The sequence below is a fragment of the Streptomyces sp. NPDC043908 genome (genome assembly GCF_056435525.1).
Genome location: NZ_JBWKEI010000013.1, coordinates 83,045 through 108,258 on the forward strand (window position 1 = coordinate 83,045; position 25,214 = coordinate 108,258).

General features: G+C 74.4%; 17 protein-coding genes and 2 pseudogenes. 4 read left to right on the top strand and 15 right to left on the bottom strand.

The annotated features are described in order from the left end of the window. Window positions 1-24: 24 nt before the first annotated feature. From AC069K_RS26580 to AC069K_RS26610, 7 genes are all read right to left on the bottom strand, one after another. Window positions 25-999 (bottom strand): hypothetical protein, encoded by a 975-nt coding sequence (locus AC069K_RS26580; RefSeq protein WP_478620585.1) that lies wholly within the window; start codon window positions 997-999, stop codon window positions 25-27. 3 nt (window positions 1,000-1,002) lie between these two features. Beyond that, window positions 1,003-1,380: a hypothetical protein gene (locus AC069K_RS26585; protein ID WP_478620588.1), complete on the bottom strand. Its 378-nt coding sequence runs from the start codon at window positions 1,378-1,380 to the stop codon at window positions 1,003-1,005. Next, window positions 1,367-3,079 (bottom strand): hypothetical protein, encoded by a 1,713-nt coding sequence (locus AC069K_RS26590; protein WP_478620591.1) that lies wholly within the window; start codon window positions 3,077-3,079, stop codon window positions 1,367-1,369. The genes AC069K_RS26585 and AC069K_RS26590 overlap by 14 nt, the downstream gene beginning before the upstream one ends. A gap of 279 nt (window positions 3,080-3,358) precedes the next feature. After that, window positions 3,359-4,348 carry a malate dehydrogenase gene (locus AC069K_RS26595; RefSeq protein WP_365103812.1) on the bottom strand — a complete coding sequence of 330 codons (990 nt, stop codon included), beginning with the start codon at window positions 4,346-4,348 and terminating at the stop codon, window positions 3,359-3,361. 228 nt (window positions 4,349-4,576) lie between these two features. Beyond that, the gene (locus AC069K_RS26600; RefSeq protein WP_478620594.1) at window positions 4,577-5,590 is read right to left on the bottom strand and encodes a helix-turn-helix domain-containing protein; all 1,014 of its coding nucleotides are present in this window, start codon (window positions 5,588-5,590) and stop codon (window positions 4,577-4,579) included. Between the two features lie 361 nt (window positions 5,591-5,951). Next, on the bottom strand, window positions 5,952-6,458 hold the full coding sequence (locus AC069K_RS26605) for a DUF3017 domain-containing protein (RefSeq protein ID WP_478620598.1): 507 nt from the start codon (window positions 6,456-6,458) through the stop codon (window positions 5,952-5,954). Window positions 6,459-6,476: 18 nt separating this feature from the next. After that, a complete protein-coding gene (locus tag AC069K_RS26610) occupies window positions 6,477-7,337 on the bottom strand; it encodes a bifunctional methylenetetrahydrofolate dehydrogenase/methenyltetrahydrofolate cyclohydrolase (RefSeq protein ID WP_365103803.1) in 861 nt (286 codons plus the stop codon). A 206-nt stretch (window positions 7,338-7,543) separates the two neighbouring features. Between AC069K_RS26610 and AC069K_RS26615 the strand changes: the two genes are divergently transcribed. After that, window positions 7,544-8,173, top strand: coding sequence for a hypothetical protein (locus AC069K_RS26615; protein WP_365103800.1), 630 nt, complete (start codon window positions 7,544-7,546; stop codon window positions 8,171-8,173). Between the two features lie 113 nt (window positions 8,174-8,286). Here the strand turns inward: AC069K_RS26615 and purH are convergent, their stop codons facing one another. Then, window positions 8,287-9,843 (bottom strand): bifunctional phosphoribosylaminoimidazolecarboxamide formyltransferase/IMP cyclohydrolase, encoded by a 1,557-nt coding sequence (gene purH, locus AC069K_RS26620; protein WP_358833043.1) that lies wholly within the window; start codon window positions 9,841-9,843, stop codon window positions 8,287-8,289. Then, complete coding sequence (purN, locus tag AC069K_RS26625) at window positions 9,840-10,475, bottom strand: phosphoribosylglycinamide formyltransferase (protein ID WP_478620603.1); 636 nt, start codon at window positions 10,473-10,475, stop codon at window positions 9,840-9,842. Before purN ends, purH begins: the two co-directional genes overlap by 4 nt. A gap of 779 nt (window positions 10,476-11,254) precedes the next feature. Here purN and AC069K_RS26630 point away from each other — a divergent pair. Beyond that, window positions 11,255-11,965 (top strand): annotated as a pseudogene (locus AC069K_RS26630) (hypothetical protein); the annotation flags it as partial. Window positions 11,966-12,848: 883 nt separating this feature from the next. Here AC069K_RS26630 and AC069K_RS26635 read toward each other — a convergent pair. Then, entirely contained in the window at window positions 12,849-14,603 is a 1,755-nt protein-coding gene (locus AC069K_RS26635) for a cell division protein PerM (RefSeq protein WP_478620606.1), read from the bottom strand. A gap of 401 nt (window positions 14,604-15,004) precedes the next feature. Between AC069K_RS26635 and AC069K_RS26640 the strand changes: the two genes are divergently transcribed. Further along, complete coding sequence (locus tag AC069K_RS26640) at window positions 15,005-16,375, top strand: SigE family RNA polymerase sigma factor (protein ID WP_478620609.1); 1,371 nt, start codon at window positions 15,005-15,007, stop codon at window positions 16,373-16,375. 141 nt (window positions 16,376-16,516) lie between these two features. Here the strand turns inward: AC069K_RS26640 and sucD are convergent, their stop codons facing one another. The 5 genes from sucD to AC069K_RS26665 form a co-directional block, all read right to left on the bottom strand. Then, entirely contained in the window at window positions 16,517-17,401 is an 885-nt protein-coding gene (sucD, locus tag AC069K_RS26645) for a succinate--CoA ligase subunit alpha (RefSeq protein WP_365103786.1), read from the bottom strand. Window positions 17,402-17,448: 47 nt separating this feature from the next. Further along, entirely contained in the window at window positions 17,449-18,627 is a 1,179-nt protein-coding gene (gene sucC / locus AC069K_RS26650) for an ADP-forming succinate--CoA ligase subunit beta (RefSeq protein WP_365103784.1), read from the bottom strand. A 205-nt stretch (window positions 18,628-18,832) separates the two neighbouring features. Next, window positions 18,833-19,948 carry a vWA domain-containing protein gene (locus AC069K_RS26655; protein ID WP_478620749.1) on the bottom strand — a complete coding sequence of 372 codons (1,116 nt, stop codon included), beginning with the start codon at window positions 19,946-19,948 and terminating at the stop codon, window positions 18,833-18,835. A 71-nt stretch (window positions 19,949-20,019) separates the two neighbouring features. After that, window positions 20,020-22,554 (bottom strand): DUF5682 family protein, encoded by a 2,535-nt coding sequence (locus AC069K_RS26660; protein WP_478620612.1) that lies wholly within the window; start codon window positions 22,552-22,554, stop codon window positions 20,020-20,022. After that, window positions 22,551-23,687, bottom strand: coding sequence for an ATP-binding protein (locus tag AC069K_RS26665; protein ID WP_478620615.1), 1,137 nt, complete (start codon window positions 23,685-23,687; stop codon window positions 22,551-22,553). The genes AC069K_RS26660 and AC069K_RS26665 overlap by 4 nt, the downstream gene beginning before the upstream one ends. 151 nt (window positions 23,688-23,838) lie before the next feature. On the opposite strand from AC069K_RS26665, the pseudogene AC069K_RS26670 reads away from it, so the two are divergent. Continuing rightward, a pseudogene (locus tag AC069K_RS26670) lies at window positions 23,839-24,093 on the top strand (SWIM zinc finger family protein); the annotation flags it as partial. Window positions 24,094-25,214: the final 1,121 nt, after the last annotated feature.

Below are 25,214 nucleotides of genomic sequence, written 5' to 3' on the forward strand. Positions count from 1 at the left end.
CGGGCCGGGGCGCGCGCCCCGGGCTCACTCCGGCGCGAACGTGCCCAGCACCCTGTTCAGGATCCCGCGCTGGAGGGGCCAGTCCTCGTCGGGGCCGTACACCAGCACCGTGTACGGCACCCCGTTCCCGGCGACGAAGGCGCGGGCGATGCCCTGGATGCGGTCGGTCTGGACGGTGCGGTTGTACGCGTAGACCAGCTCGGCGGCGTCCGTGGTGGTCACCTCTGCCATGCGGCGCAGCGAGATCTGCTCGTAGCCGCGGTAGTTGCCGAGGTTGGCGGAGGTGATGCGCATCGCCTCGTACGGGGTGATGCCCGGTTCCGTCAGCCGGAACATCTGGAGCAGATACCGCTCGTCGGGCGAGCGGTAGAGGGCGCTGCCGCGCTCCTCGGTACGGGTCCAGGCGGCGGGGACGGCGACGCTCCAGCCGAGCGGGTCGTCCACCTGGCGGTAGCCCTCGGGCACGGGGGCGGTTCCGGTGTCGGGGGTGGCGGTGTGCGTGGCTCCCGGCGTGCCGGACGTGTCGTCGGTGGGCGTGGTGGTGGGGGTGTCCGTGGGCGTCGGGGCGTCGGTCGCGCTGTCCGTCGGCGGCTCCACCGGCGCCGAGGCCGAGGCCCCCGCCACTCCCCCGCTCCCGGAGCCGTCGTCCCTGCCCCACAGCAGCCAGCCCCCGGCCGCCCCGCCCGCGAGGACGGCGACGGCGACGGCGGCCACGACCGCCCGCTGCCGACGCCGCCCCGGGTCCACCGGCGCGTACGCGGGCGGGTGCGCCGGATCGCGCGGCAGCTCGTACGCCCGCGCGGTCTCCGCCTCGTGGTAGGGGACCGGCGCGTAGGGCGGCGGGCCGGGCGGCGGGGGCGGTGGAGCGTACGGCGGCCCGAAGACGGGCGGGTCCGGAGGCCCCGGGGACGGCGGGACGTCCCGGCCGGGCGGTGGCGCGCCCTGCTCCCAGCTCTGCGTCTCGTCGTTCCACCAGGCTCCGCCGCCGCGTGCGTTCATGGCTCAGCCGCCCAGGAGCGAGGCGAGCGTCCGGCCGACGGCGGCGGCCGAGGCGAGGACACCCGTGAGGCCCTCCGCGTCGGCGAGCGCCGCGCGCAGCCGGGCCAGGCGCCCCGGGCCCGCCGCGCCCGCCGCGGCGATCTCGGCCTCCGCGTCGGCCGCCGCGCCGTCGAGCGCCCGGACGCGTTCGCCCGCGACCACGCGCGCGAGGTCCGCGCGCAACTCCCGTATCGCTTGCAGAAGTTCCGCCTGCGCCGGGTCCACCGGCGCGCCGCCCTGCTGGTGGGTGACGGTGTTGTGGTCGCCGATGGCCATCGCGCCCACCACACTGCCGATGCTGATCCCGCCCCGCGCCTTTCCCTGCCCGTCATCCGTCGCCACGGCCGTCTCCCGTTCTGCCTCTGCCCGTTCGGCTGACCACCGTGTTGCGGTTGCCGATCGCGATGGCACCCCTGGCGGTCTCGATGAACGTCGCCCCCTCGGCGACGTTGACGATCTTCTGGACGAACTCGTCCGTCTCCCAGCCCGCCTCCTGGAGCGCGAGCCGCACCCCGTTCGCCACCCGGTCCTGGATGGACTTCAGATAGCGGCTGACGTCCATCTCCTGGAAGAGCGAGGCGTCGTTGTCGGAGCCCAGTTCGCGCACCGCCCGCACCGGCCCCTCCGGCAGCGCCCGGCCGTGCCCGCCGGTGGCCAGCCGCCACAGCGAGACGGCGCCGCGCCACAGCGTGAGCACCGCGCGCCCGGCGGCGGCCGGGGTGTGCCCCATCGCCCAGGCGGCCTTGCCGAACCGGTTGTTGTGCCGGTAGCGGTGGGCGGCCCGGTCGGCGTCCTGGTACAGCTGCCGGACCGGGCGCAGCACGTGCGGGGCGACCTCCAGCATCAGCATCCCGCCCTGGGTGTGGACCCGGACGAAGACGGTGGTGACGATCTCCTCGCCCCAGCCGCCGACCCGGATCCGCAGGAAGTGGCGCCGGGTCTCGCCGCCCTCCTCGATCGCGTGCGCGCGGTGCTCCTCGAAGGCGCCCGGTGTGTACGGGGCGTCGGCGCGCGCCGGCAGACCGACGACCGGCAGGAACACGATCTCGTCGAGCTCCAGCTCCCGCAGCCGGTCGCGGACCGCGTCGGCGAGCTCGGGCGAGCCGTGCGGGGAGGGGACGCGCAGCGCTTCCAGGAGCGGCACGATCCGGCGCAGGATGGCGCTGTTGTCGAGCGGCTCGGGCTCGCGGCCCTCGCGCGGGCGCAGTTCCACGGAGAGCGACCACGGCTCGTACGGCCGGCCCGCGCCGCAGAAGGGGTTGGCGACGCGGTAGAGGATCAGCGGCGCGTGCTGCTCGGCGCGGATGCGGCGGGACAGGCGCTGGAAGCGGACGCCCTCGGCGGCCTCGGCCGGGTCGGCGGTGAGCGTCGGGAAGCGGGACCGGGACAGCTCCTCGGTGAGCGACTTGGCGAACTGGCCGCGCTGCATGGCGACCGCCCAGGCCAGCAGCAGCGGCAGCACCAGCGCGCACCAGGCCTGGATGCGCGCGTCGCCGGAGGTGCGCGCGAGGTCGGCGGGCAGCTCGGCCGCCCCGCCCCGCAGCGCGGGCTCCAGCAGGAACACCAGCGCCCACCCGTAGAACCCCCAGCCGCCCCAGCGCACGTACCAGGCGACGAACCGGCGGGCCAGGGGCGGCCGCTCCAGCGGCCCCCGGATCCAGCCGGCCAGCGTGAACAGCGCGAACGCCGGGAGGTAGATGAGGATCAGCCATTGGGTGAGCGGTACCGCCACGACCCACAGCAGCACGATCCCGGCGGACCAGCCGAGCTCCAGGCGCCGGGCGCGCAGGGCGTGCGCCAGCACGCGCGCCGCGTCGATGCCGAGCGAGGGCGCGGCGATGCGCTCCTCGTGGACGTACAGCTCGTCGATGACGGCGTCACGGAAGGTGCCGTCCAGATACGCGCCCGCGCACAGCAGCCGGGTGGCCTCGCTGGTGCCGGGCGCCCTCGCGCCGGACGGACCCCCCGGCCCCCGACGGCCCGGACGGCGCGCCGGGTCGGTCTGCGTCAACGGTCCCCCCGATGAGCGAACTCCCCACATCCACAGGCGAGTTGCCTGTGACAGAGGTCACAGCGTAGAGGAGGGGCGCCGTCCGTGTCGTACGCCAAAAAGACCACCCCCGGCGGCCCGGTGGGGCCGACGGGGGTGATGGGTGAGCCGGGGCTCAGGTGGCGCTGGATCGGGCAGGGGCTCAGATGAGGCCGAGCTCGCGCACCGCGTCGCGCACCGATCCTGAACGGCTCCGCTCGCACGGCTCGGCCCCGGGGGGCCTCACCGGCTTCGCGCAGCCGGCCGGCCTCCGACCGGCGGGGCAGGGGCTCAGATGAGGCCGAGCTCGCGCACCGCGTCGCGCTCTTCCTTGAGCTCCTGCACCGAGGCGTCGATGCGGGCGCGCGAGAAGTCGTTGATCTCCAGGCCCTGGACGATCTCGTACGTGCCGTTCTTCACGGTGACCGGGAAGGACGAGATGAGGCCCTCGGGGACGCCGTAGGAGCCGTCCGAGGGGATGCCCATGGAGGTCCAGTCGCCCTCGGCGGTGCCGTTGACCCACGTGTACACGTGGTCGATGGCGGCGTTGGCGGCGGAGGCGGCCGAGGAGGCGCCACGGGCCTCGATGATCGCGGCGCCGCGCTTGGCGACGGTCGGGATGAAGGTGTCGGCCAGCCACGCCTCGTCGTTCACCAGCTCGGCGGCGTTCTTGCCGGCGACCTCGGCGTGGAAGACGTCCGGGTACTGGGTGGCCGAGTGGTTGCCCCAGATGGTCAGGCGCTTGATGTCCGAGACGGCCGCGCCGGTCTTCTTCGCGAGCTGCGAGATGGCCCGGTTGTGGTCCAGCCGGGTCATCGCGGTGAAGCGCTCGGCCGGGACGTCCGGGGCCGCCGCCTGGGCGATCAGGGCGTTGGTGTTGGCCGGGTTGCCGACGACGAGGACCTTGATGTCGTCCGCGGCGTTGTCGTTGATGGCCTTGCCCTGCGGCTTGAAGATGCCGCCGTTGGCGGAGAGCAGGTCACCGCGCTCCATGCCCTTGGTGCGCGGGCGGGCGCCGACGAGCAGCGCCACGTTGGCGCCGTCGAACGCGACGTTCGGGTCGTCGGTGATCTCGATGCCGCGCAGCAGCGGGAAGGCGCAGTCGTCGAGCTCCATGGCGGTGCCCTCGGCGGCCTTCAGGCCCTGCGGGATCTCCAGCAGACGGAGGTTGACCGGCACGTCCGCGCCGAGCAGGTGACCGGAGGCGATACGGAAGAGCAGCGCGTAGCCGATCTGTCCGGCCGCGCCGGTGACGGTGACATTCACGGGAGTGCGGGTCATGGCGATCTCCGTTTAGAACAGCAGGTGGTGGGGGTTGTGCCCCCTAGTTCCGGCTGTCTCCTCACGTCAAGGCCCGGCTCGGGGAGCGGCTCGTCCCGCGGTGTCCCGAACTGAATCTTGACGTGAAGAGACATCCAGCGGTCAGGCTATCCGACCCCGGCCCTCCCGAACCCCCGCCCCCCTGTGGGACGCCTCACCCGGTGGCCCGTCCGGACCACCGGGGCGCGTTCACCGCGCGGTGGTGCAGCCCTTGCGGCCCGAGGCGAGGGTCGCGCAGGCCTGGGCCGAGCCGGGCCCGTCGACCGCGAGCATCCGGGTGTACGCGTCCTTGTCGGCGTCGACCGTCCCGGTCCCGCCCGCCGTGGCGCCCGAGCTGATCCGCACCTCGTCGCCGGGCGCGGCCTGCTGGATACGGGCCCAGGCGGCCTGGCAGGTCGGGCTGTAGCGGACCTGGACCAGGGCGGCGCCGATCTTCGCGGACGCCACCGTCTTCGCGAACGCGCCGCCGCACCCCATCGTTTCCGGGTCCTGTCCGGTGCAGCTGTCGCGGACGCACTTCACTCCCGCGGGCAGCGAGGGCGCCGCGGTGGTGGGGGTGGCCGAGGCCGCCGGGGATGCCTTGTCGTCGCCGCCGCTCCCCACTCCGGTGAGCAGGACGACCGCGGCGATGACGAGCAGGACGCCCACGACACCGGCCGCGATCAGGGCGGGCCGGCGCCGGCCCGGTCCGGGCCCGTCCCCGCCGCCCGGGGCGCGCTCGGGGCCCCGGGGCGGCACGCCCCAGCCGGCCTCCGGCTCGGCCCCGGGGGCGCCGAGGCCGGAGGGGCGGGGAGCGGTGGGCAGCGGCTCGGCGGTGCGCCGGGGGGCCGGGGTCTGCGGTCCGCCGCCGCCGGGGGGCGGGCCGAACTCGCCGAGCGCCGCGCGGGCCTGGGATATCCGGATCTGTTCCATCGTCATGTCGTGGCGCATCTCGGCGCGGCTCCAGGCCCGCTCCGCGAGCTCCCACATGGTGGTCAGATGGATGGCATTGGTGCCGGTGGCCTCGGCGAGCGCGACGACGGCGGCCTTGGGTGCCAGCAGCCTGCCGCCCAGATAGCGCTCCCACGAGGTCTTGCTGTAGCCGGTGCGGTCGGCGACCGCCGCCAGGCTCAGTCCGCTGCGGTCGACCAGTCTGCGCAGCTGGCTGGCGAACTCCCGCACCTGCGGGTCGAGTTCCTCCGGCAGCGCCTTCCAGCGAGGCATGTGCTTCCCCCTTGTCCCCCCATTTGTGCCCGATGTGCCCCCGAGGCCGATGCCGCCCCCGGCACACCCTTGGCCCCTGTTCCGCCCCCATCCTCCCATCGGCGGAGGGTGTCGTCATCAAGGCCCCCGCCGCCCGGGGGCGGCTGTTGCGCGACGCACACACAGTTGCGGAACGGTCACCTCCGCGCCACAGGCCTCCGGCTTCCCTTGTAGCCGCCTTGGCGCGTCCATGACTCTTACGTCCACGGGGGACAGACGGCGCCCGTCTTCCCACGGGGGAGAGGACGGGCGCCGTTCTGTTGACCGGGTGTCCCGTCCGCCTACGGGATGTTCCGTGTACTTACGGGACGTTCCGGGCGGGTCAGCGCACCGTGAAGCGGACCGCGTCCTCCAGGAACGGGATGTCCAGCCAGGGCCTGGGCTGCGCCACCAGGGCGAGCAGCACGATCAGGACGCCGAGCGCCCCGTACGTGGTGATGTCGGTGAAGCGCGAACGCACCGCCAGCATCCCCACCGAGGGCAGCAGCCAGCGCAGCACCCCGCCCGCCAGCAGGGCAAGGCCGATGATGATCAGCCCGACCCGGAAGAGGTCGAGCGAGACGAGCAGCAGCCCGAACCCGGTCGACCCCAGCACGCTCAGCAGCGGCCACTGGCGCGCGGGCGCCGGCGCGGTCCCGGAGGCCGCCCGTCCGCCGCCCTCGGGCCGCGCGGTGTACCGCGTGACCGAGGGGAACCGCCGGGAGGCCCGGCGGGGGGCGGGAGCGGCGGCCACGGCCTTGTCGGAGGACGGCCGAGCGCCGCTCACCGACGGCTCGGCGGGGTCGTCCCCGCCGGAGCCGGCGTCTGCCGTACTCGTGTCGGCGTCCATGCCTCGGTCCCTTTCCGGTCAGCTCGCGGACGCGCCGCGCTCCGCCGCCTCGACGACGTTGACCAGCAGCTGGGCGCGGGTCATCGGGCCGACGCCGCCCGGGTTGGGCGAGACCCAGCCCGCCACCTCGGTGACCCCGGGGTGCACGTCCCCGAGGATCCTGCCGTTCTCGTCGCGGCTGACGCCGACGTCGAGGACGGCCGCGCCCGGCTTGACGTCCTCGGGCCTGACCAGGTGCGGCACCCCGGCGGCGGCCACGATGATGTCGGCGCGGCGCAGATGGGCGGCGAGGTCACGGGTGCCGGTGTGGCACTGCGTCACCGTCGCGTTCTCCGAGCGGCGGGTCAGCAGCAGCGGCATCGGGCGCCCGATGGTGACCCCGCGGCCGACCACCACGACCTCGGCGCCGTTGATCTCCACCCCGTGCTCGCGGAGCAGCTGGATGATCCCGTACGGCGTGCAGGGCAGCGGGCCCGGCTCGTTGAGCACCAGGCGGCCGAGGTTGGTCGGGTGCAGCCCGTCCGCATCCTTGGCCGGGTCCATCAGCGTCAGGACGCGGTTCTCGTCGATGCCCTTGGGCAGCGGGAGTTGGACGATGTAGCCGGTGCACTCCGGGTCCTCGTTCAGCTCCCTGACGACCGCCTCGATCTCCTCCTGCGTGGCGGTGGCGGGCAGTTCGCGCTGGATGGAGGCGATGCCCACCTGGGCGCAGTCGCGGTGCTTGCCCGCCACGTACTTCTGGCTGGCGGGGTCCTCGCCGACCAGGACGGTGCCGAGACCGGGGTGGATCCCCTTCTCCTTCAGGGCCGCCACGCGGACGGCCAGATCGGACTTGATCGCTGCGGCGGTGGCCTTGCCATCGAGAATCTGGGCGGTCATGTTTCCCATTCTTCCAGGGCGAGTGATGATCGCCCAAGTTGCACTTGCACAACACATCCAGCGTCCGGCTGGACAAACTTATGTCCCGTTGAGAACGATGATGCGTGCAGTACCGCGGGCAGTGCCGGGGGGCGAACCGCTCACACATCATCTTTCCTCCGCTCGGGCCGCGTCGTCCCCGCACGGAACAACGGAGGAAGTCCGCCATGAGCTTCGGCGACCCGAACAACCCTTACGGCCAGGCACCCCCGCCGCCGCCGCAGAGCCCGCCGGGCTACGGCTACCCGGCGGCCCCCCAGGGCCCGCCGCAGCAGCAGCCCTACGGCTACCCGCAGCAGCCCGCGTACCCGGGGTACCCCGGCGGCATGATGATGCCCCCGCAGATGCCGGGCCTCATGCAGACCGCCCGGGTGTTCCTGTTCATCGTGGGCGCGGTCCAGGTGCTGAGCGGCCTGGCGTGGCTGTTCTTCGCGGCGGTCGCGGACGACGCGTCGGACAAGACGGACGACACCTTCGGCGACAACTTCGCCTCGGACTTCGGCCACGCCGCCGCCGGCGTCATGGTCCTCATCGCCCTGGTCGCCCTCGGCCTGGCCGCCCTGTCGATCACGCTCGGCGCACGGCTCTCGCGCGGCGGCCAGGGCGTGCGCATCACGACCATGGTCTACGGCATCCTGGGCGCCCTGGTCGGCATCCTCATCCTGGCCACCGCGGCCGACGCCGGCAGCTCCAGCGCGGTGGTCATCGCCCTGCTGTGGCTGGCCTTCGGCGGCATCATGGCGGCGGCCATGATGACCCGCGACGGCGCGGCCTGGTTCAACCGCCCGCGCTACTGACGCACCCGCTCCGAGGGCCGCACTCCGCACACGGGGTGCGGCCCTCGGCGTATGCGCCCCCGGGCCGCCCGGGGCGAGGCCGACCGGACGAGGCCGCCCGGGGCCGGCGCCGCTCAGTGGAAGAAGTGCCGCGTCCCGGTGAAGTACATCGTGACGCCCGCCTTCTTCGCGGCCTCCACGACGAGTTCGTCCCGCACCGATCCGCCCGGCTGCACGACCGCCTTCACGCCCGCGGCGGTGAGGATCTCCAGCCCGTCCGGGAACGGGAAGAACGCGTCGGAGGCGGCGTACGCCCCCCGCGCCCGCTCCTCGCCCGCCCGCTCCACCGCGAGCTTGGCGGAGTCGACCCGGTTGACCTGGCCCATGCCGACACCGACCGAGGCGCCGTCCTTGGCGAGCAGGATCGCGTTGGACTTGACGGCCCGACAGGCCTTCCAGGCGAACGCGAGTTCCTTGAGCTCGTCCGCGGAGAGCGCCTCACCGGTGGCCAGCGTCCAGTTCGCCGGGTCGTCGCCCTCGGCCTGGAAGACGTCCGTCTGCTGGAGCACGGCGCCGCCCGAGACCGGCTTGAGGTCGCCGGGCTGGTGGGGGGTGCCGTCGACCTTGAGGACGCGGATGTTCTTCTTGCGCGCCAGGACCTCCAGCGCCCCGTCCTCGTACCCCGGTGCCGCGATGACCTCGGTGAAGATCTCCGCGACCTGCTCGGCCATGGCGACCGTCACCGGGCGGTTGACCGCGATGACACCGCCGAAGGCGGACAGCGGGTCGCACTCGTGGGCCTTGCGGTGGGCGGCGGCGAGGTCGGCGTCGACCGCGATGCCGCACGGGTTGGCGTGCTTGATGATCGCGACGCAGGGCTCGTCGTGGTCGTAGGCCGCGCGCCGGGCCGCCTCGGTGTCCACGTAGTTGTTGAAGGACATCTCCTTGCCGTGCAGCTGCTCGGCGTTGGCGATGCCGCCCGGCCGGCCGTCCGTGTAGAGCGCGGCGGCCTGGTGCGGGTTCTCGCCGTAGCGCAGGGTGGACTTGCGCTCCCAGGTGCCGCCGAGGAAGCCGGGCAGTACCGCGCCCTCCTCGGGGGCGTACACGTTGGTCATCCAGGAGGCCACGGCCACGTCGTACGCCGCGGTGTGCTGAAACGCTTCGGCGGCCAGGTGCTTGCGGGCCTCCAGGTCGAAGCCGCCGCTCTGGACGGCCGCGAGCACGTCCGCGTACCGCTCGGGGCTGGTGACGACGGCCACCGACGGGTGGTTCTTGGCTGCGGCCCGGACCATCGAGGGCCCGCCGATGTCGATCTGCTCGACGCACTCGTCGGCGGAGGCGCCCGAGGCGACGGTCTCCTTGAACGGGTACAGGTTGACCACGACGAGCTGGAACGGCTCGACGCCGAGCTCCGCCAGCTGCTCGCGGTGCGCGTCCAGGCGCAGATCGGCGAGGATGCCGGCGTGGACGCGCGGGTGCAGCGTCTTGACCCGGCCGTCCAGGCACTCGGGGAAGCCGGTCAGCTCCTCCACCTTGGTGACCGGCACTCCGGCGGCCGCGATGCGCCCGGCCGTCGAGCCGGTGGAGACGAGCTCGACCCCGGCCGCGTGCAGACCCCGCGCCAGCTCCTCCAGCCCACTCTTGTCATAGACGCTGACCAGCGCGCGACGGATCTCCCGCTTGCTACTCACGGCAACAGAACCTTTCGTCCCTCAATGCGATAGCCGTCGCGGGCCAGCCGCCCCACGACGTCGACGAGCAGCCTTCGCTCGACTTCCTTGATGCGCTCGTGGAGCGCGTCCTCCGTGTCGTCCCCCCGGACCTCGACCACACCCTGGGCGATGATCGGGCCGGTGTCGACGCCGTCGTCGACGAAGTGGACGGTGCATCCGGTGACCTTGGCGCCGTACGCGAGGGCGTCACGGACGCCGTGGGCGCCGGGAAAACTGGGCAGCAGGGCGGGGTGCGTGTTGACGGTCCGCCCGCCGAACCGGGCGAGGAAGTGCTTCCCCACGATCTTCATGAACCCCGCGGAGACGACCAGGTCCGGCTCGTACGCCGCGATGGCCTCGGCGAGTGCCAGGTCCCAGCCCTCCCGGGTCGGGTAGTCCTTCACCCGGCAGACAAATGTGGGCAGACCGGCCTTCTCGGCCCGCTCCAGCCCGACGATGCCGCCCCGGTCGGCCCCGACGGCCACGATCCGCGCCCCGTACCCCTCGGGGTCGGCGGCGATGGCGTCGAGCAGCGCTTGGAGGTTCGTACCGGATCCGGAGACCAGCACGACGAGGCGCGCGGGCGCGGCGGAGGGGGGCGGGGAGGCCACGGCTGGGCCCTTTCTCGCGTACGGGGTGCGGGGTGAGGCGTGGTGGGCGGGGGGCGGGAGCGGTCTGTGCCGGTGCGTGCGGTCCGCCCCGCCGGGCGGGGCCGGACGCCCGGTCGGACTCCGCCCGCGACGCACCTTTGTACGGTCGTACGAACGAGTCGTCCCCCTCGATACGGGGAACCCTACGAATGCGCCGACCGTCAGCAACGATACCGGCACACCGAACCGCCCCCACGGGACGGGGGCAGGCCCGGCAGGTAGCGTCTGGGGAGGCGCGGTCCGCGGACGGCGCCACGATGACGACAAGAGCACCGACAAGAGCACGGACAAGGGCACGGGCCGGAGTCGCGTCGCGTGTCCGTCCGGTCCCCGCCCGTGCGGGCGGCCCGGCGGGACGCGCGAGGCGACTCCACCTGAATGCCCGACGAATGCGACCCCCTTGGCGAGGGGTCCGAGGGGAAGACGTTCACCAGATGCCGGACCGACGCGACCAGCCGTTCGCAGAACGCCAGTCCCCCGCGACGACGGATTCGTCGGGGCCGACGGATTCGCCGGGATCGACGGGATCGCCGGATTCGCCGGGATCGACGGATTCCACACCGCGGTCGCGGGGAGAGGGAGCCGGGGGACCCGGGACGGGTCCGGGGGCCGGCGCGGGGACCGGGGACGGCCCGGGTGCGGGCACGGGTACGGGTGCGGGCACTGGCACTGGCACGGGCACAGGTAGGGACGCTGGTACGGGTACTGGTGCGGGCACGGGTACGGACGCTGGCACAGGTACCGGGTCGGGTGCCGGGTCGGGTGCCGGGTCGGGTGCCGGGTCGGGGCCGGGGGCGTCGGAGGACGGCGGCCGGGACCGGAAGCCGTCCGACGACAACCCGTTCGCACCGCCGCCGGAGGGCCGCCCCGACCAGCCGTGGCGGCCGCGCCGCCCGGCGGACGGCGGCTCGCCCTGGGGCAGCCAGTGGAGCAGCCGCCAGCCCGGCCGGGGCCAGGGCGGTTTCGGCAACCGCCCGGAGGACCCGGAGCGCGGCTCGGGCCCCAACCCCGGCCAGAACCCGCCGCCGGGCCCCGCCCTGCGCTGGGACCCCACGGACCCGGCCCAGCGCCGTGCGCGCTACGCCCTGCTGTCGGGCATGTGGGCGTTCTTCTTCGCCCTGTTCGACATGCCGGAGATCGCGCTGCTGCTGGGCTCACTGGCGCTGTACTGGGCGATCAGCTCCCTGCGCGCCAAGCCGAAGCCCCCCGAGGCCCCGGCCCCTACGCCGACCCCGCCCGCGCCTCCCGCGAGGCCGCAGACGACGGCGGCGGTGACGGGCCTGGTGACGGCGATCCTGTCCCTGTCGATCGTGGCGGCGACGTTCACGATGCAGATCGTGTACCGCGACTACTACACGTGCGTGGACGACGCCCTGACGAAGACGGGCTCCCTGTCGTGCAATGACATGCTGCCGAAGCCGCTGCGGCCGGTGTTCGGGGTGGAGGAGTAGGAGTGGCTGGGGGGTGAGGGGGCGGCCCGGGGTTTGCTCCCCTGGGGGGGTGAGGGGGCGGGCCGGGGTTTGCTCCCCTGGGGGGTGAGGGGGCGGGCCGGGGTTTGCTCCCCTGGGGGGTGAGGGGGCGGGCCGGGGTTTGCTCCCTGGCCGGGCTCCGGTGGAGGGGCGGGCGGGCCGGATAGGGCGCCCCTGGCCGGCAGACGCCGACGACGGCAAGCCGACCACGAGAGGCCCGGGGCGCACCAACCCGGCTGCACGGGCGGCCGGGTGGGACAGGCCGACCACCACCGCCCCGCAGGCACCGTCCCCCGGCAAGCCACCTCCAAAAGCCCGGGCCATCCCAACCCGGCTGCACGGGCGGCCGGGTGGGACAAGGCGACCACCGGCCCGCAGGCGCCGACCCCGGCAAGCCACCTCCAGAGGCCCGGGCGTTCCAGCCCCGCTGCACGGGCGGGCGGGTGGGACGCAGCCCGCCGCAGGCGGGCGTCGCGACCACCGGCCGACAGCCGCCAACCGGGGGCAACCCACCACGAGAGGCCCGGGCCATCCCAACCCGGCTGCACGGGCGGGCGGGTGGGACAGGGCGATTACCACCGGCCCGCAGGCGCCGATGCCCGGCAAGCCACCTCCAAAAGCCCGGGCCATCCCAACCCGGCCGAACGGGCGGGCGGGTGGGACAAGGCGACCACCAGCCGGCAGACGCCGACGACGGCAAGGCCACCACGAGGGACCCGGGCGCACCAACCCCGTCGAACGGGCGGGCGGGTGGGACAGGGTGACCACCACCGGCCCGCAGGCACCGTCCCCCGGCTAGCCACCTCCAGAGGCCCGGGCCCTCCAACCCCGCCGAACGGGCGGGCGGGCGGGTGGGCCGGGGTGGCTAGTGCGGCCCCGCCCCCGCGTCCTCCCCCGCATCCCGCTCCCCCGCACCCCCCGCCCCCGGCGCGATCTCCGGCATCAACCCCCCGGACGCCTCCCGCAACGCGGCCCACCGCGCCTCCCGCGCCCCGCTGTCGTGCCACGCCCCCGCCCCCGTCGGCAGGAAGTCGTACGGCTCGTACGCGCCCCGCTCCACCACCTTTCCCCCGCCGCCCGGACGCCGCCGCCACCACGCGAGCCGCGCCCACCCGCGCGCACCACCCGCAGGCCGCCGCCACCACGCCGGCCGCGCCCACCACCGCACCCCATCCGTGGACCGCCGCCACCGGACGACCCGCGACCACGACCGCCCATGCCCCACCGGCTCCCGCCCCTCCAACACCGCCGCCCGCACGGGCAGCCCATCCGGAACGGCGGACGGCATTTCCGGCACCTCCGGCTCCGCCGGCACCCGTCCCCACCACCACCGCAGCACCAGCGCCGCCGGCACCCCGACCCCCGCCGTCCACCCGAGTGCCGCCGCCCCCGTACGCCACCACACCGGCCCCAGCACCGCCAGCCGCGCCGTGCCGAGCGGGCCGCCCGAGAGCGCGGACAGGAGCGCGAGCGCCGCCCCGCACACCACCGCCCCGTACAGCGCCGCCAGCGCCGTCTCCCCGGGCCGCCACGCCTCCTCCCCGTCCCTCGCCCGCCGCGCCGTCCACCAGCCGACGGCCACCCCGGCCGCCACCGGCAGCACCGCCACCGACCAGGTCGCCCAGTTGCCGCGCGGCTCCTCGGGCAGGGCGCTCAACAGCGGAAAGTGCGGCACCGCCGGCGTCCCCGTCACCCCGAGCGGCGTCGCCACCGCACCCGCCCCGAGCAGGAACCCCGGCCCCAGCCCGTACGCCGCCGCCCACACCGCCGCGTTCGGCACCAGCGCCAGTGCCAGCAGCACCACCGCGAGCCGCCCAGGCCAGTCCTCCGCCAGTCGCAGGAACGTGTCCTGGGCCGTACCGATGTGCCACATCAGCGCCGTCCCCGCGAGCAGCGCCCCGCCCGCCAGTAGCACAGCGGTCCCGGCCGACCCGGCTCGTACAGCCGTATGAACATGACGACCCACCAGCACCCGCCCCACCGCGCCGGGCACCCAGCGCGGCAGCGCGGCGTCCGGACGGCCGTACGCGGTCCAGAGCCCGGCCGCCACCGCCCCCGACGCGACCAGCAGCAGATGCAGTGCGGCGCTGAGCGGCGCGGCGGGCAGCGGGCCGTCGGACGCGTACAGCACCGCCGCCGCGCCCACGGCGAGGTATCCGCCGGTCACGGCCGCGAAGGCGGTCCAGGGCGGCGGCAGCACCACCGACTCGTCGTCGTCCTCCTCGGCCCCGTCCCCCTCCCCGCCCTCGCCTCCGTCCCCGTATTCCTGTCCGTCCCCGTACGCCGGTACGTCCCGCGCCGCCCGGTGCGCCAGCCACACCGGCAGCCCGACCAGCAGCAGCGGCACCACGCCCACGGGCGCGGGCACCCCGCTGAGCGTGTCCGGTCTGACCAGGTGCGCCCCATGGGCGAGCAGCCACAGCGAGGCCGCCGCGCGCAGAGCGCCGCCGGGCCCGCTGTCGGGGTACGGCGAGCTGATCCACACCACCGTCACCAGCACGGCGAGCGCGCCCAGGCCGAGCCCCGCCGCCATCACCCCGCGCAGCACGCAGGTGGCCAGCACGGACGAGCGGCCCTGGGCCGTCGGCACCATCAGGCCGCGATCGGTCACTTGTGTCACGCCGCCATGCTGCCAACGACACGCGCCTTATCCGCGTAACGGGAAAATGCCCGCCGTGTCGCCCAATATACGTTTATGTACTTTTCCGCTCGGGGTAAGGCTGCGGGCGGTACGGCCGTCTCGGCCTTCGCGGGGAGTCCAGGGAGCCCTTCATGACAGAGCGCACGTCCGACACCGGTGCCGCCATGTCGTCGCCGCCCCTGCCGTCCCCGGAGGAACGGTCCGTCACGGGCTCCGGCGGGGCCCCGCCCCCGGCGCCGCACGCCGACGCCTCCCCGGGGAGCGGGCGCGCGAACGGCGGCGCCGACGCCGGAGCGGATACGGGGTCGGGGTCGGGAACTGGAACGGAGCCGGGAACGGGGTCGGGGCCGGGCGCCCCCACCGTCCGGGTGAAACCCGGCGTGTCCCTCAAGCGCCACAGCACCCGCCGCCCCCGTTCCGCCGCGAAGCGCGCCGCCAAGCCCCCGGCCTCGGCCCCGGTCCGCCACGACCCGGCCCATGACCTGGGCCACGTCCACGACCCCGCCCAGGTCCACGACCCGGCCCACGCCCACGGACCCGCCCACGCCCACGGCCCCGCCCCGGCGCCGTTCCCCTCGCCGGCCGGTGAGGCCACGCTCCGCGCCGAACGGGCGGGCGGTACGCCTCCGGGCGCCACGCTGCCGGGCGCGCTCGTGGAGGGTCCGGCCCCCCAGGGCCCGCTCAAGGAAGCCCCGGCCGGCGGAGACCACCCGGCCCGTTCGAGCGCGGAAGCCGGCACGGATCCCGGCAAGGACGTCGGATCAGGCAGCGGCACGGACCCCGACACCGAGCCCGCCGCCGAGGCCGAGACAGAGACCGAGACCCAGACCGGCGCCGAGGCCGAGACAGAGACCGGGACCGTCCCCGGCGACGAGGCCGAGGCCGAGGCCGACCCCGGGTCCACCGGCCACCCCCACCCCCTCTTCGACACCGCGGGCGAAGCCTTCGACGCCCTCTACGCCGCCCTCTCCACCCCCCTCGCCCACCAGGCGTACCTGCTCACCGGGCGGCGGCGGCTGGCCAAGGAGGCCGTCGAGCGCGCCTTCCACCTCGCCTGGCAGCACTGGCCCGAGGTCGCCACCGACCCGGATCCGGCCGGGTGGGTGCGGGCCGCGGCGCACGAGTACGCCCTCTCCCCCTGGCACCGGTTCCGCCCCGCGCACCGCCGCCCCGACCGGCCCCCGGCCGACCGCGGGCTCCGGAGGCTGCTGCGCTCGCTCCTCGAACTGCCGCCCGCCTACCGCCGTACGCTCCTGCTCTACGACGGCCTCGGCCTCGACCTGCCCGAGACCGCCGCCGAGACCCAGGCCAGCACCCCCGCCACCGCGAACCGGGTGCTGCACGCCCGCGAGGCCGTCGCCTTCCGCGTACCGGAACTCGCCGCGGCGGCCACCCCGGAGGCGCTGTCCGAGCTGCTGCGCCGGCGCCTCGGTGACCTGGTGCTCGCCCAGCCGGAGGGCGTCGTCAAGCTGCCCGGCCCCCGGCGCGTGCGGACCGGCGGCGAGCGCCGCATCCGGGTCTGGACGCGCGCCGCCGTCAGCCTGACCGCCGTCATCGTGGGCGCGACCGCGTTCACGCTCTCCACCGCGCCCACCCGCTACATCCCGCCCGTCTCCCCGGGCCAGCGCATCGGCAACGTCCCGCTCAACAGCGGTCCGCAGCGGCAGGGCGAGGTGGACGTGGAGCTCCACCGCAAGCTGCTCGAAGAGCCCGTGCACGGGCCCGAACGGCTGGTCCCGGAGTTCCGCTGACCGGCGCGCACGCCCCGCGCGCACGCGAACGCGCGTGGGCCCGCACCCCCTCTCGGTGATGTCCGAGGGGGTGCGGGCCCACGCGCGTGCGGACGTACGGACGTCCAGACGTACGGACCAGCCGTACGGGTGACCGGGAGGTCAGCCGGCGAGGATCTCGCGCGCCAGCTTGGCCGTCTCGGTCGGCGTCTTGCCGACCTTGACGCCCGCGGCCTCCAGGGCCTCCTTCTTGGCGGCGGCCGTGCCGGAGGAGCCGGAGACGATGGCGCCGGCGTGGCCCATGGTCTTGCCCTCGGGCGCGGTGAAGCCCGCGACGTAGCCGACGACCGGCTTGGTCACGTTGGCCTTGATGAAGTCGGCCGCGCGCTCCTCGGCGTCGCCGCCGATCTCACCGATCATGACGATGAGGTCGGTGTCGGGGTCGGCCTCGAACGCGGCGAGCGCGTCGATGTGCGTCGTACCGATGATGGGGTCGCCACCGATGCCGACGGCGGACGAGAAGCCGATGTCACGGAGCTCGTACATCATCTGGTACGTCAGCGTGCCGGACTTCGACACCAAGCCGATACGGCCCGGCTTGGTGATGTCGCCCGGGATGATGCCGGCGTTGGACTGGCCCGGCGTGATCAGGCCGGGGCAGTTCGGGCCGATGATGCGGGTCTTGTTGCCCTTGGCCTTCGCGTACGCCCAGAAGGCGGCGGAGTCGTGGACCGCGATGCCCTCGGTGATCACCACGGCGAGCGGGATCTCGGCGTCGATCGCCTCGACCACGGCGGCCTTGGCGAACGCCGGCGGCACGAAGAGGACGGACACGTTGGCGCCGGTCTTCTCCATCGCCTCGGCGACCGTGCCGAAGACCGGGATGTCGTTGCCGTCGATGTCGACGGACGTACCGGCCTTGCGCGGGTTCACACCGCCGACGATGTTGGTGCCGTCCGCGAGCATGAGCTTGGTGTGCTTCATGCCCGTGGCACCGGTCATGCCCTGGACGATGACCTTGCTGTCCTTGTTGAGGAAGATAGCCATGGCTCTGGTTTCCTGAGTCCCTTAGTCGTGTCGGAGACGGGCGAAGGTCAGCGCGCTGCCGCGAGCTCGGCGGCCTTGTCGGCCGCGCCGTCCATGGTGTCCACACGCTGGACCAGCGGGTGGTTCGCGTCCGACAGGATCTTGCGACCCAGCTCCGCGTTGTTGCCGTCGAGGCGCACGACCAGCGGCTTGGTGACCTCTTCGCCCTTGTCGGCGAGGAGCTTCAGCGCCTGGACGATGCCGTTGGCGACCTCGTCGCAGGCGGTGATGCCACCGAAGACGTTGACGAACACGGACTTGACGTCCGTGTCGCCGAGGATGATCTCCAGGCCGTTCGCCATCACCTGGGCGGACGCGCCGCCACCGATGTCGAGGAAGTTGGCCGGCTTCACGCCGCCGTGGTTCTCACCGGCGTACGCGACGACGTCGAGGGTGCTCATGACGAGCCCCGCGCCGTTGCCGATGATGCCGACCTCGCCGTCGAGCTTGACGTAGTTGAGGCCCTTGGCCTTGGCGGCGGCCTCGAGCGGGTTGGCCGCGTCCTTGTCCTCGAGCGCCTCGTGGCCGGGCTGGCGGAAGTCGGCGTTCTCGTCGAGCGAGACCTTGCCGTCCAGGGCCAGGATGCGCCCGTCCTTGGTCTTCACCAGCGGGTTGACCTCGACAAGGAGCGCGTCCTCGGCGACGAAGGTCTCCCACAGGGTCACCATCGCCTCGGCGACGCCCTCGGCCACCTCGGCCGGGAACTTCGCCTGGGCCACGATCTCGCGGGCCTTCTCGATGGTCACGCCCTCGACGGCGTTGACCGGGACCTTCGCGAGGGCCTCGGGGGTCTTCTCCGCGACCTCCTCGATGTCCATGCCGCCCTGCACCGACGCCATGGCGAGGAAGGTGCGGTTGGTGCGGTCGAGGAGGTACGAGACGTAGTACTCCGCCTCGATCTCGGGGGACAGCTCGGCGATCATCACCTTGTGGACCGTGTGGCCCTTGATGTCCATGCCGAGGATGTCCGTCGCCCGGGCGACGGCCTCGTCCGGGTTCGCGGCCAGCTTCACGCCGCCGGCCTTGCCGCGGCCGCCTACCTTCACCTGCGCCTTGACGACGGACTTGCCGCCCAGCCGCTCGGTCGCCTCGCGGGCTGCCTCAGGCGTGTCGATCACTTCACCGGCCAGCACCGGTACACCGTGCTTGGCGAAGAGGTCCCTCGCCTGGTACTCGAACAGGTCCACGCGCGTCCGTCCCTTTTCAGTGGTCTCGCGGTTCGTTTTCTGCGTGGGCGTGCCGCGAAGGGCAACGTGACGGCGCTGTCACTGAGGGAGGCGTACACGGTGGCCGGGTACGCGGCATGTCCGTCTCGCAGGTTATCCCCGCCAGAGCGAGCTCCCTAAATCGCAGATCACACCGGAGCGGTGATACCTGTCACAGATCACCTGTTCACAGCGTGTCAGGTATCGGCAGAGCCCGCTTCTCGACGGCCGCCGCCATGATCTCCGGGAAGAGGTCGGGGGTGCAGGCGAAGGCGGGCGCGCCCAGCGCGGACAGGGCCGCCGCGTGCTCGTGGTCGTAGGCCGGGGCGCCCTCGTCGGAGAGGGCGAGCAGGGCCACGAACTGCACCCCGGAGGCCTTCATCGCCGCCACCCGCTTGAGCATCTCGTGACGGATCCCTCCCTCGTAGAGGTCGCTGATCAGTACGACGACGGTGTCGGCAGGACGGGTGATCTGCGACTGGCAGTAGGCGAGGGCCCGGTTGATGTCGGTGCCGCCGCCCAGCTGGGTGCCGAACAGCACGTCCACCGGATCGTCGAGCTGGTCGGTGAGGTCGACGACGGCCGTGTCGAAGACGACGAGGCGGGTGGCGATCGAGCGCATGGAGGCGAGGACGGCGCCGAAGACCGACGCGTAGACGACGGAGGCGGCCATCGAGCCGGACTGGTCGATGCAGAGGACGACGTCCTTCTTGACGGACCGGGCGGCCCGTCCGTAGCCGATGAGGCGGTCCGGGACGACCGTGCCGTGCTCGGGCAGGTAGTTCTTCAGGTTCGCCCGGATGGTGCGGTCCCAGTCGATGTCCCGGTGGCGGGGGCGGCTGATCCGCGCCGAACGGTCCAGGGCGCCCGTCAGCGTCGCCCTCGTCCGGGTCGCGAGCCGCTTCTCCAGGTCCTCGACGACCTTGCGGACGACCGTGCGGGCCGTCTCCTTGGTGGTCTCCGGCATCGCCTTGTTGAGCGAGAGCAGCGTGCCCACCAGGTGCACGTCCGCCTCGACGGCCTGAAGCATCTCGGGCTCCAGGAGCAGCGCGGAGAGCCCGAGCCGGTCGATGGCGTCGCGCTGCATGACCTGGACGACGGAGCTGGGGAAGTACGTACGGATGTCGCCCAGCCAGCGGGCCACGGCCGGGGCGGAGGCGCCGAGCCCGGCGCCCCGGTCCTTGGACGTTCCCCGGCCGCCGGAGCCGCCGTAGAGCGCGGAGAGCGCGCCGTCCATCGCGGCGTCGCGCCCGGTGAGCGGGTGGCCCGTCCCCTCGGCGCCCTGCTCCCCGCCGAGCACCATCCGCCAGCGGCGCAGCCGCTCGCCGGAGGCCGCGTCGCGGTGTCCGGTGCCTGTCGTCGGCTGACCTGTGCTCACTTCACCGCTCCTGCCATCTGGTCCTGGTCGGACTGCTGCGGGTGCGCGCCGGGGCCCTGGGCGCCCGGCCCGTGGGCACCGCCGAGGAGCAGCCGCAGCAGCGGCTCCATGGCGTCGGCCCGCTCCTGGTCCAGCCCGGCCGCGAATCCGGGGGCCGAGGCGAGGGCGGCGGCCGGACCGGGTGTGCCGGGGCCGCGCCGGACGAGCTCGCCGAGGGTGCGGCGCACTCCCGGTTCGTACGCCGAGAAGGTGCGGCGCAGCAGCGGCAGTACGTCCGTGAAGGCGTCGGCCGGGACGCCGGTCAGCCAGGTGTCGACCAGGGCCAGCAGCCGCTCGTCGTGGACGAGCAGCATGCCGCCGCCCGACGCGCCCCCGACGAACCCCTCGATCCAGGCGGCGGCCTCCCCGGGCGGTGTCCCGACGGAGAGCGCCAGGCCCATGTGGCGCTCCACCTCGGTGTCCTCCAGCCGTCCGTCGTCCAGGAGCAGCCGGACGGCGCGGCCCCGGATCTCCCCCGCCACCGAGTCGCGCCCGGCCAGCCTGGCCAGGACCGACGCCCAGCGGTCCCGCAGCGTGAGCGGCCCGTCGGGTGCCTGCGGGAGGAGGGCCATGGCGGCGTGGACGTCGTCGACGCGGCGGCGCATCTCGGTGGCGCCGTCCGCGTCCAGGCCCGTGCAGGCGGGCGGCAGGCCGACGCAGATCCGCTCGGCGAGCCCGGCCGCGACCTCCCCGAGCGCGGCGGTCTCCGTGCCCCGCACGTCTCCGTACCGCAGCGTGCGGGCCAGGGCGGGCAGCGCCTGGGCGAGGTGGGCGACGTCGGTGTCGAGCGCGGCCCGGTCGGCGAGCGCGCGCATCACCACGGGAAGCGCGTCGGAGAGTCCCGCCAGCAGACAGCGCTCGGCCAGCGCGGTGATCTCCCCCAGGACCGTCGCCCCCACGGCTTCCGCCTCGGCCCGGGCGGTGGCGGCGGCCAGGACCGTGGTCCCCCAGACCCCGGCCTCGGCCACCCGCACCGACAGCTCGGGCTCCCAGCGCAGCCGCCAGCTCTCCCGGAACGTGCCGGTGCTGCCCCGGGACACCGACTGCTCGCCCCACCCGATGCCGAGGAGGCTCAGCCGGTGCAGCAGCCGGCTGCGCGCGGCGTCGGTCTCCTTGCGCAGATCGAGCTCCAGCTCCCGCTCCAGCGCCTCCGGCTTGAGCCGCAGGGTGCGCTGGGCGCGGGTGAGATCGCGCTGGAGCGGGACGGCCGGGGCGGCCTCCGGGACCTCGCCCAGCACATCGCCGACGACGAGGCGGTCCTGGACGAGGGCGAGCGGCACGTCGGAGCCCTCGCACATCACCGCCCGCACCGCGTCGGTCGTCTCGGCCAGGCCCGGCAGCGGGCGCCCGCGCATCGCGGCGAGGGTCCCGGCAAGCCTTACCGCCTCGATGACGTGCGCGGACGAGACCTGCCGGTCCTCCGCGCGCAGCAGTCCGGCGACCTTGGTCATCCACCGTTCGACGGGCCGGTCGGGGGCGGAGAACAGATGTCCGTACCACCCGGGCGAGTCGATGCCCGCGCCATAACCGCTGTGCCGGGCGAGGCGGCGGTGGGTCCAGGGCACCCAGGTCAGCTCGGCCTTCACCTTGGGCAGGCCCTTGAGCAGCGCCCGGTCGGCGGCCACGGTGGTGCGGGCGGCGAGCGCGGGCACGTGCCAGGCGCCGCACACCACCGCGACCTCGTCCCCGAACTCGCGCCGCGCGCCCCGCAGTTGCCGGCGCATGTACGCCTCGCGCACCAGGTCGCGCGTGTGGCCGCCGTCCCCGTACGCCTCGCGCAGCGCCGTCATCGCCTCGCCCAGGACGGCGAACGGGCCGAATGGGTCGGCTCCCGGGGCGCCGTCGCGGTGCTCCACGACGTCCTCCCACCAGGCCTCCGGGTCGTCGTATCCGGCGGTCTGGGCGAGCACGCCGATCGGGTCGACGCGCAGGGCGGGCTCGACGGGGGCGCCTTCCGGATGCGCCTCGCCATTCCCCTCGCACGCGGGGCCGTTGTCCCGGCCGTCGTCCGGGCCGTTGCCAGGGCCGTTGCCAGGGCCGTCGTCCGGGCCGTTGCCAGGGCCGTTGCCAGGGCCTCCGTCCGGGCCGTTGTCCGTCGCGCTGAGCGGTTCGGTGTCCGGGGCGCTCTCGCCCAGCGCCAGGGAGTGGGACGCCGGGAGGTCGATGAAGCGGACCTCGGCGCCCTCCTCCAGGGCCCAGCGCAGGGCCACCCACTCCGGCGAGAACGCCGCCATCGGCCAGAAGGCGGCGCGGCGCGGGTCGTCCACCACATGGGCGAGCAGGGCGACCGGTGGCCGCATGTCCGGGTCGGCGGCGAGCGCGAGGAGCCCGTCGGCCTCGGGCGGGCCCTCGATCAGCACCGCCCGGGGCCTCGCCGCCTCCAGCGCGGCCCGGACGGCACGCGCCGAACCGGGGCCGTGGTGGCGCACTCCGAGCAGCCAGGGGCCCGGTGGCGGCGGCGCGCCGGGCGTCCCCGGCGACAGGCCGGTCATGCCGACACCTCTCGGCAGGCGCGGTAGAAGTCCTTCCAGCCGTCGCGCTCGCGCACCACCGTTTCCAGGTACTCCTGCCAGATGACGCGGTCCGCCGCCGGGTCGCGGACGACCGCGCCGAGGATGCCCGCCGCCACGTCGCCGGAGCGCAGCACACCGTCGCCGAAGTGCGCGGCCAGCGCCAGACCGCCGGTCACCACCGAGATCGCCTCGGCCGTGGAGAGCGTCCCCGAGGGCGACTTGAGCTTGGTGCGGCCGTCGCCCGTCACCCCGGCGCGCAGCTCTCGGAAGACGGTGACGACACGGCGGATCTCGTCCATGCCCTCGGGCGCGGCGGGCAGGTCGAGCGAGCGGCCGAGCTGGTCGACCCGGCGGGAGACGATGTCGACCTCCTCGTCGGCGGTCGCCGGAAGCGGCAGCACCACCGTGTTGAAGCGGCGGCGCAGCGCGCTCGACAGCTCGTTGACCCCCCGGTCGCGGTCGTTGGCCGTGGCGATGAGGTTGAAGCCGCGCACCGCCTGGGTCTCCTGGCCCAACTCGGGGATGGGCAGGGTCTTCTCCGACAGGATCGTGATCAGACTGTCCTGCACGTCGGCGGGGATACGGGTCAGCTCCTCGACCCGGGCCGTCATCCCCTCGGCCATGGCGCGCATGACCGGGCTGGGCACCAGGGCGTCCCGGCTCGGGCCGTGCGCGAGCAGTTGCGCGTAGTTCCACCCGTACCGGATCGCCTCCTCGGACGTGCCGGCCGTGCCCTGCACCAGCAGCGTGGAGTCGCCGCTGACGGCGGCGGCGAGATGTTCCGACACCCACGTCTTGGCGGTGCCGGGGACGCCGAGCAGCAGCAGCGCCCGGTCGGTGGCGAGGGTGGTGACGGCGACCTCGACGATGCGGCGCGGGCCCACGTACTTCGGCGTGATCACCGTGCCGTCCGGCAGCGTGCCGCCGAGCAGATAGGTGGCGACCGCCCACGGCGAGAGCTGCCATCGGGCGGGCCTCGGCCGGTCGTCGGCGGCTGCAAGCGCCCTGAGCTCATGCGCGAACGCCTGCTCGGCGTGCGGACGCAGGGCCTCGGCGGCGGCCGCCTCGACACCGCTCGCGGCGCCTGCGGAATGGGTTGCGGACACGGTCATGGATCCCCCTCCAGATCAGTCGACCCGATGTGCCTCCACCGTGCACCACGGCACTGACAATCGGCCTCGGCGCGAACGAAAGCGCAGGTCAACGCCCGGGTGAGCACACGGGCCGGGGTGATTGTCAGTGGGGGCGGCTACCTTCACAACCATGAATCAGCAGGGGGTGCGCTGGACGGCGGATCAGGTGCTGGCCCTGGCTCCTGACGCCGCGTCACGCAAGGCGGGGAGCAGGCTGGGCACGGCCGGACCGTGGTCGGAGAGCGGCTGCGACGACGTGAGCGTGTGGGGCCGGTGCAAGGGCAGCGGCAGCAGGCCGTACCAGACGGTGGTCGACACGGGCGGGCTGGGATACACGTGCAGTTGCCCGAGCCGCAAGTTCCCGTGCAAGCACGCGCTGGGGCTGCTGCTGCTCTGGGCCGCGGACGAGCAGGCGGTGCCGGCCGTCGCGGACGGGGAGGTGCCCGGCTGGGCCGAGGAGTGGCTGCGCGGGCGGCGGGCGCGGACGGAGAAGAAGGAGAGCGGGGCGGCGGGGCCGGCCGAGGCGCGGACGGCCGATCCCGAGGCGGCCAGGCGCCGCGCGGAGAAGCGCGCCGAGCGGGTCACGGCCGGGGCGGGCGAGCTGGAACAGCGCCTTGAGGACCTGCTGCGCGGCGGCCTGGCGGCGGCCGAGCGGCCGGGGTACGGACTGTGGGAGGAGACGGCCGCCCGCATGGTCGACGCGCAGGCGCCGGGACTGGCCGCGCGGGTCCGGGAGTTGGGGGCGATACCCGGCTCCGGTCCGGGCTGGCCGGTGCGGCTCCTGGAGGAGTGCGCACTGCTGCATCTGCTCGACCGGGCCTGGCTTGCCCGCGAGGCGCTGCCCGAGCCGCTGGCCGCCACGGTCCGGGCGCGGATCGGGGTGCCCACGCCGCCGCAGGGGCCGCCGGTGCGGGACCTGTGGCAGGTCCTGGCGCAGTACGACACGGCCGACACCAAGCTGACCACGCGCCGGATCTGGCTGCACGGGCGGGAGTCGGACCGCACGGCGATGGTGCTCGACTTCGGCGCGGCGGGCCGGGCCCCCGAGCTCGCCCTGCCGGTCGGTCTGGCGATCGACGCCGAGCTCACGCCGTACCCGGGTGGCGGCCAGGTGCGCGCCGCGCTGGGCGAGCGGTTCGGGGCGCCGCTCGCGGCGGACGGGCCACCGCCGGGCGCCACCACGGCCGAGGCGATGGAGCGGTACGGACGGGCACTGCGGGACGACCCGTGGCTGGACGCGTGGCCGGTGACGCTGGGCGCGGTGATACCGGTGCCGCCCGTCGAGGGCGGCGCGGAGACGTGGCAACTGGCCGACAGCGAGGGCGAGTCGGCGCTGCCGGTGGCCCAGGCGGCCGCCGACCGGGCGGGGCTGTGGAAGCTCGTCGCGCTGTCGGGCGGCGGCCCGGTGACGGTGTTCGGCGAGTGCGGCCACCGGGGGTTCGCGCCCCTGGCGGGGTGGGCGCCGGGCGAGGCGGAGGCGGTGCGGGCTGAGGTGAGCGCCGCTCG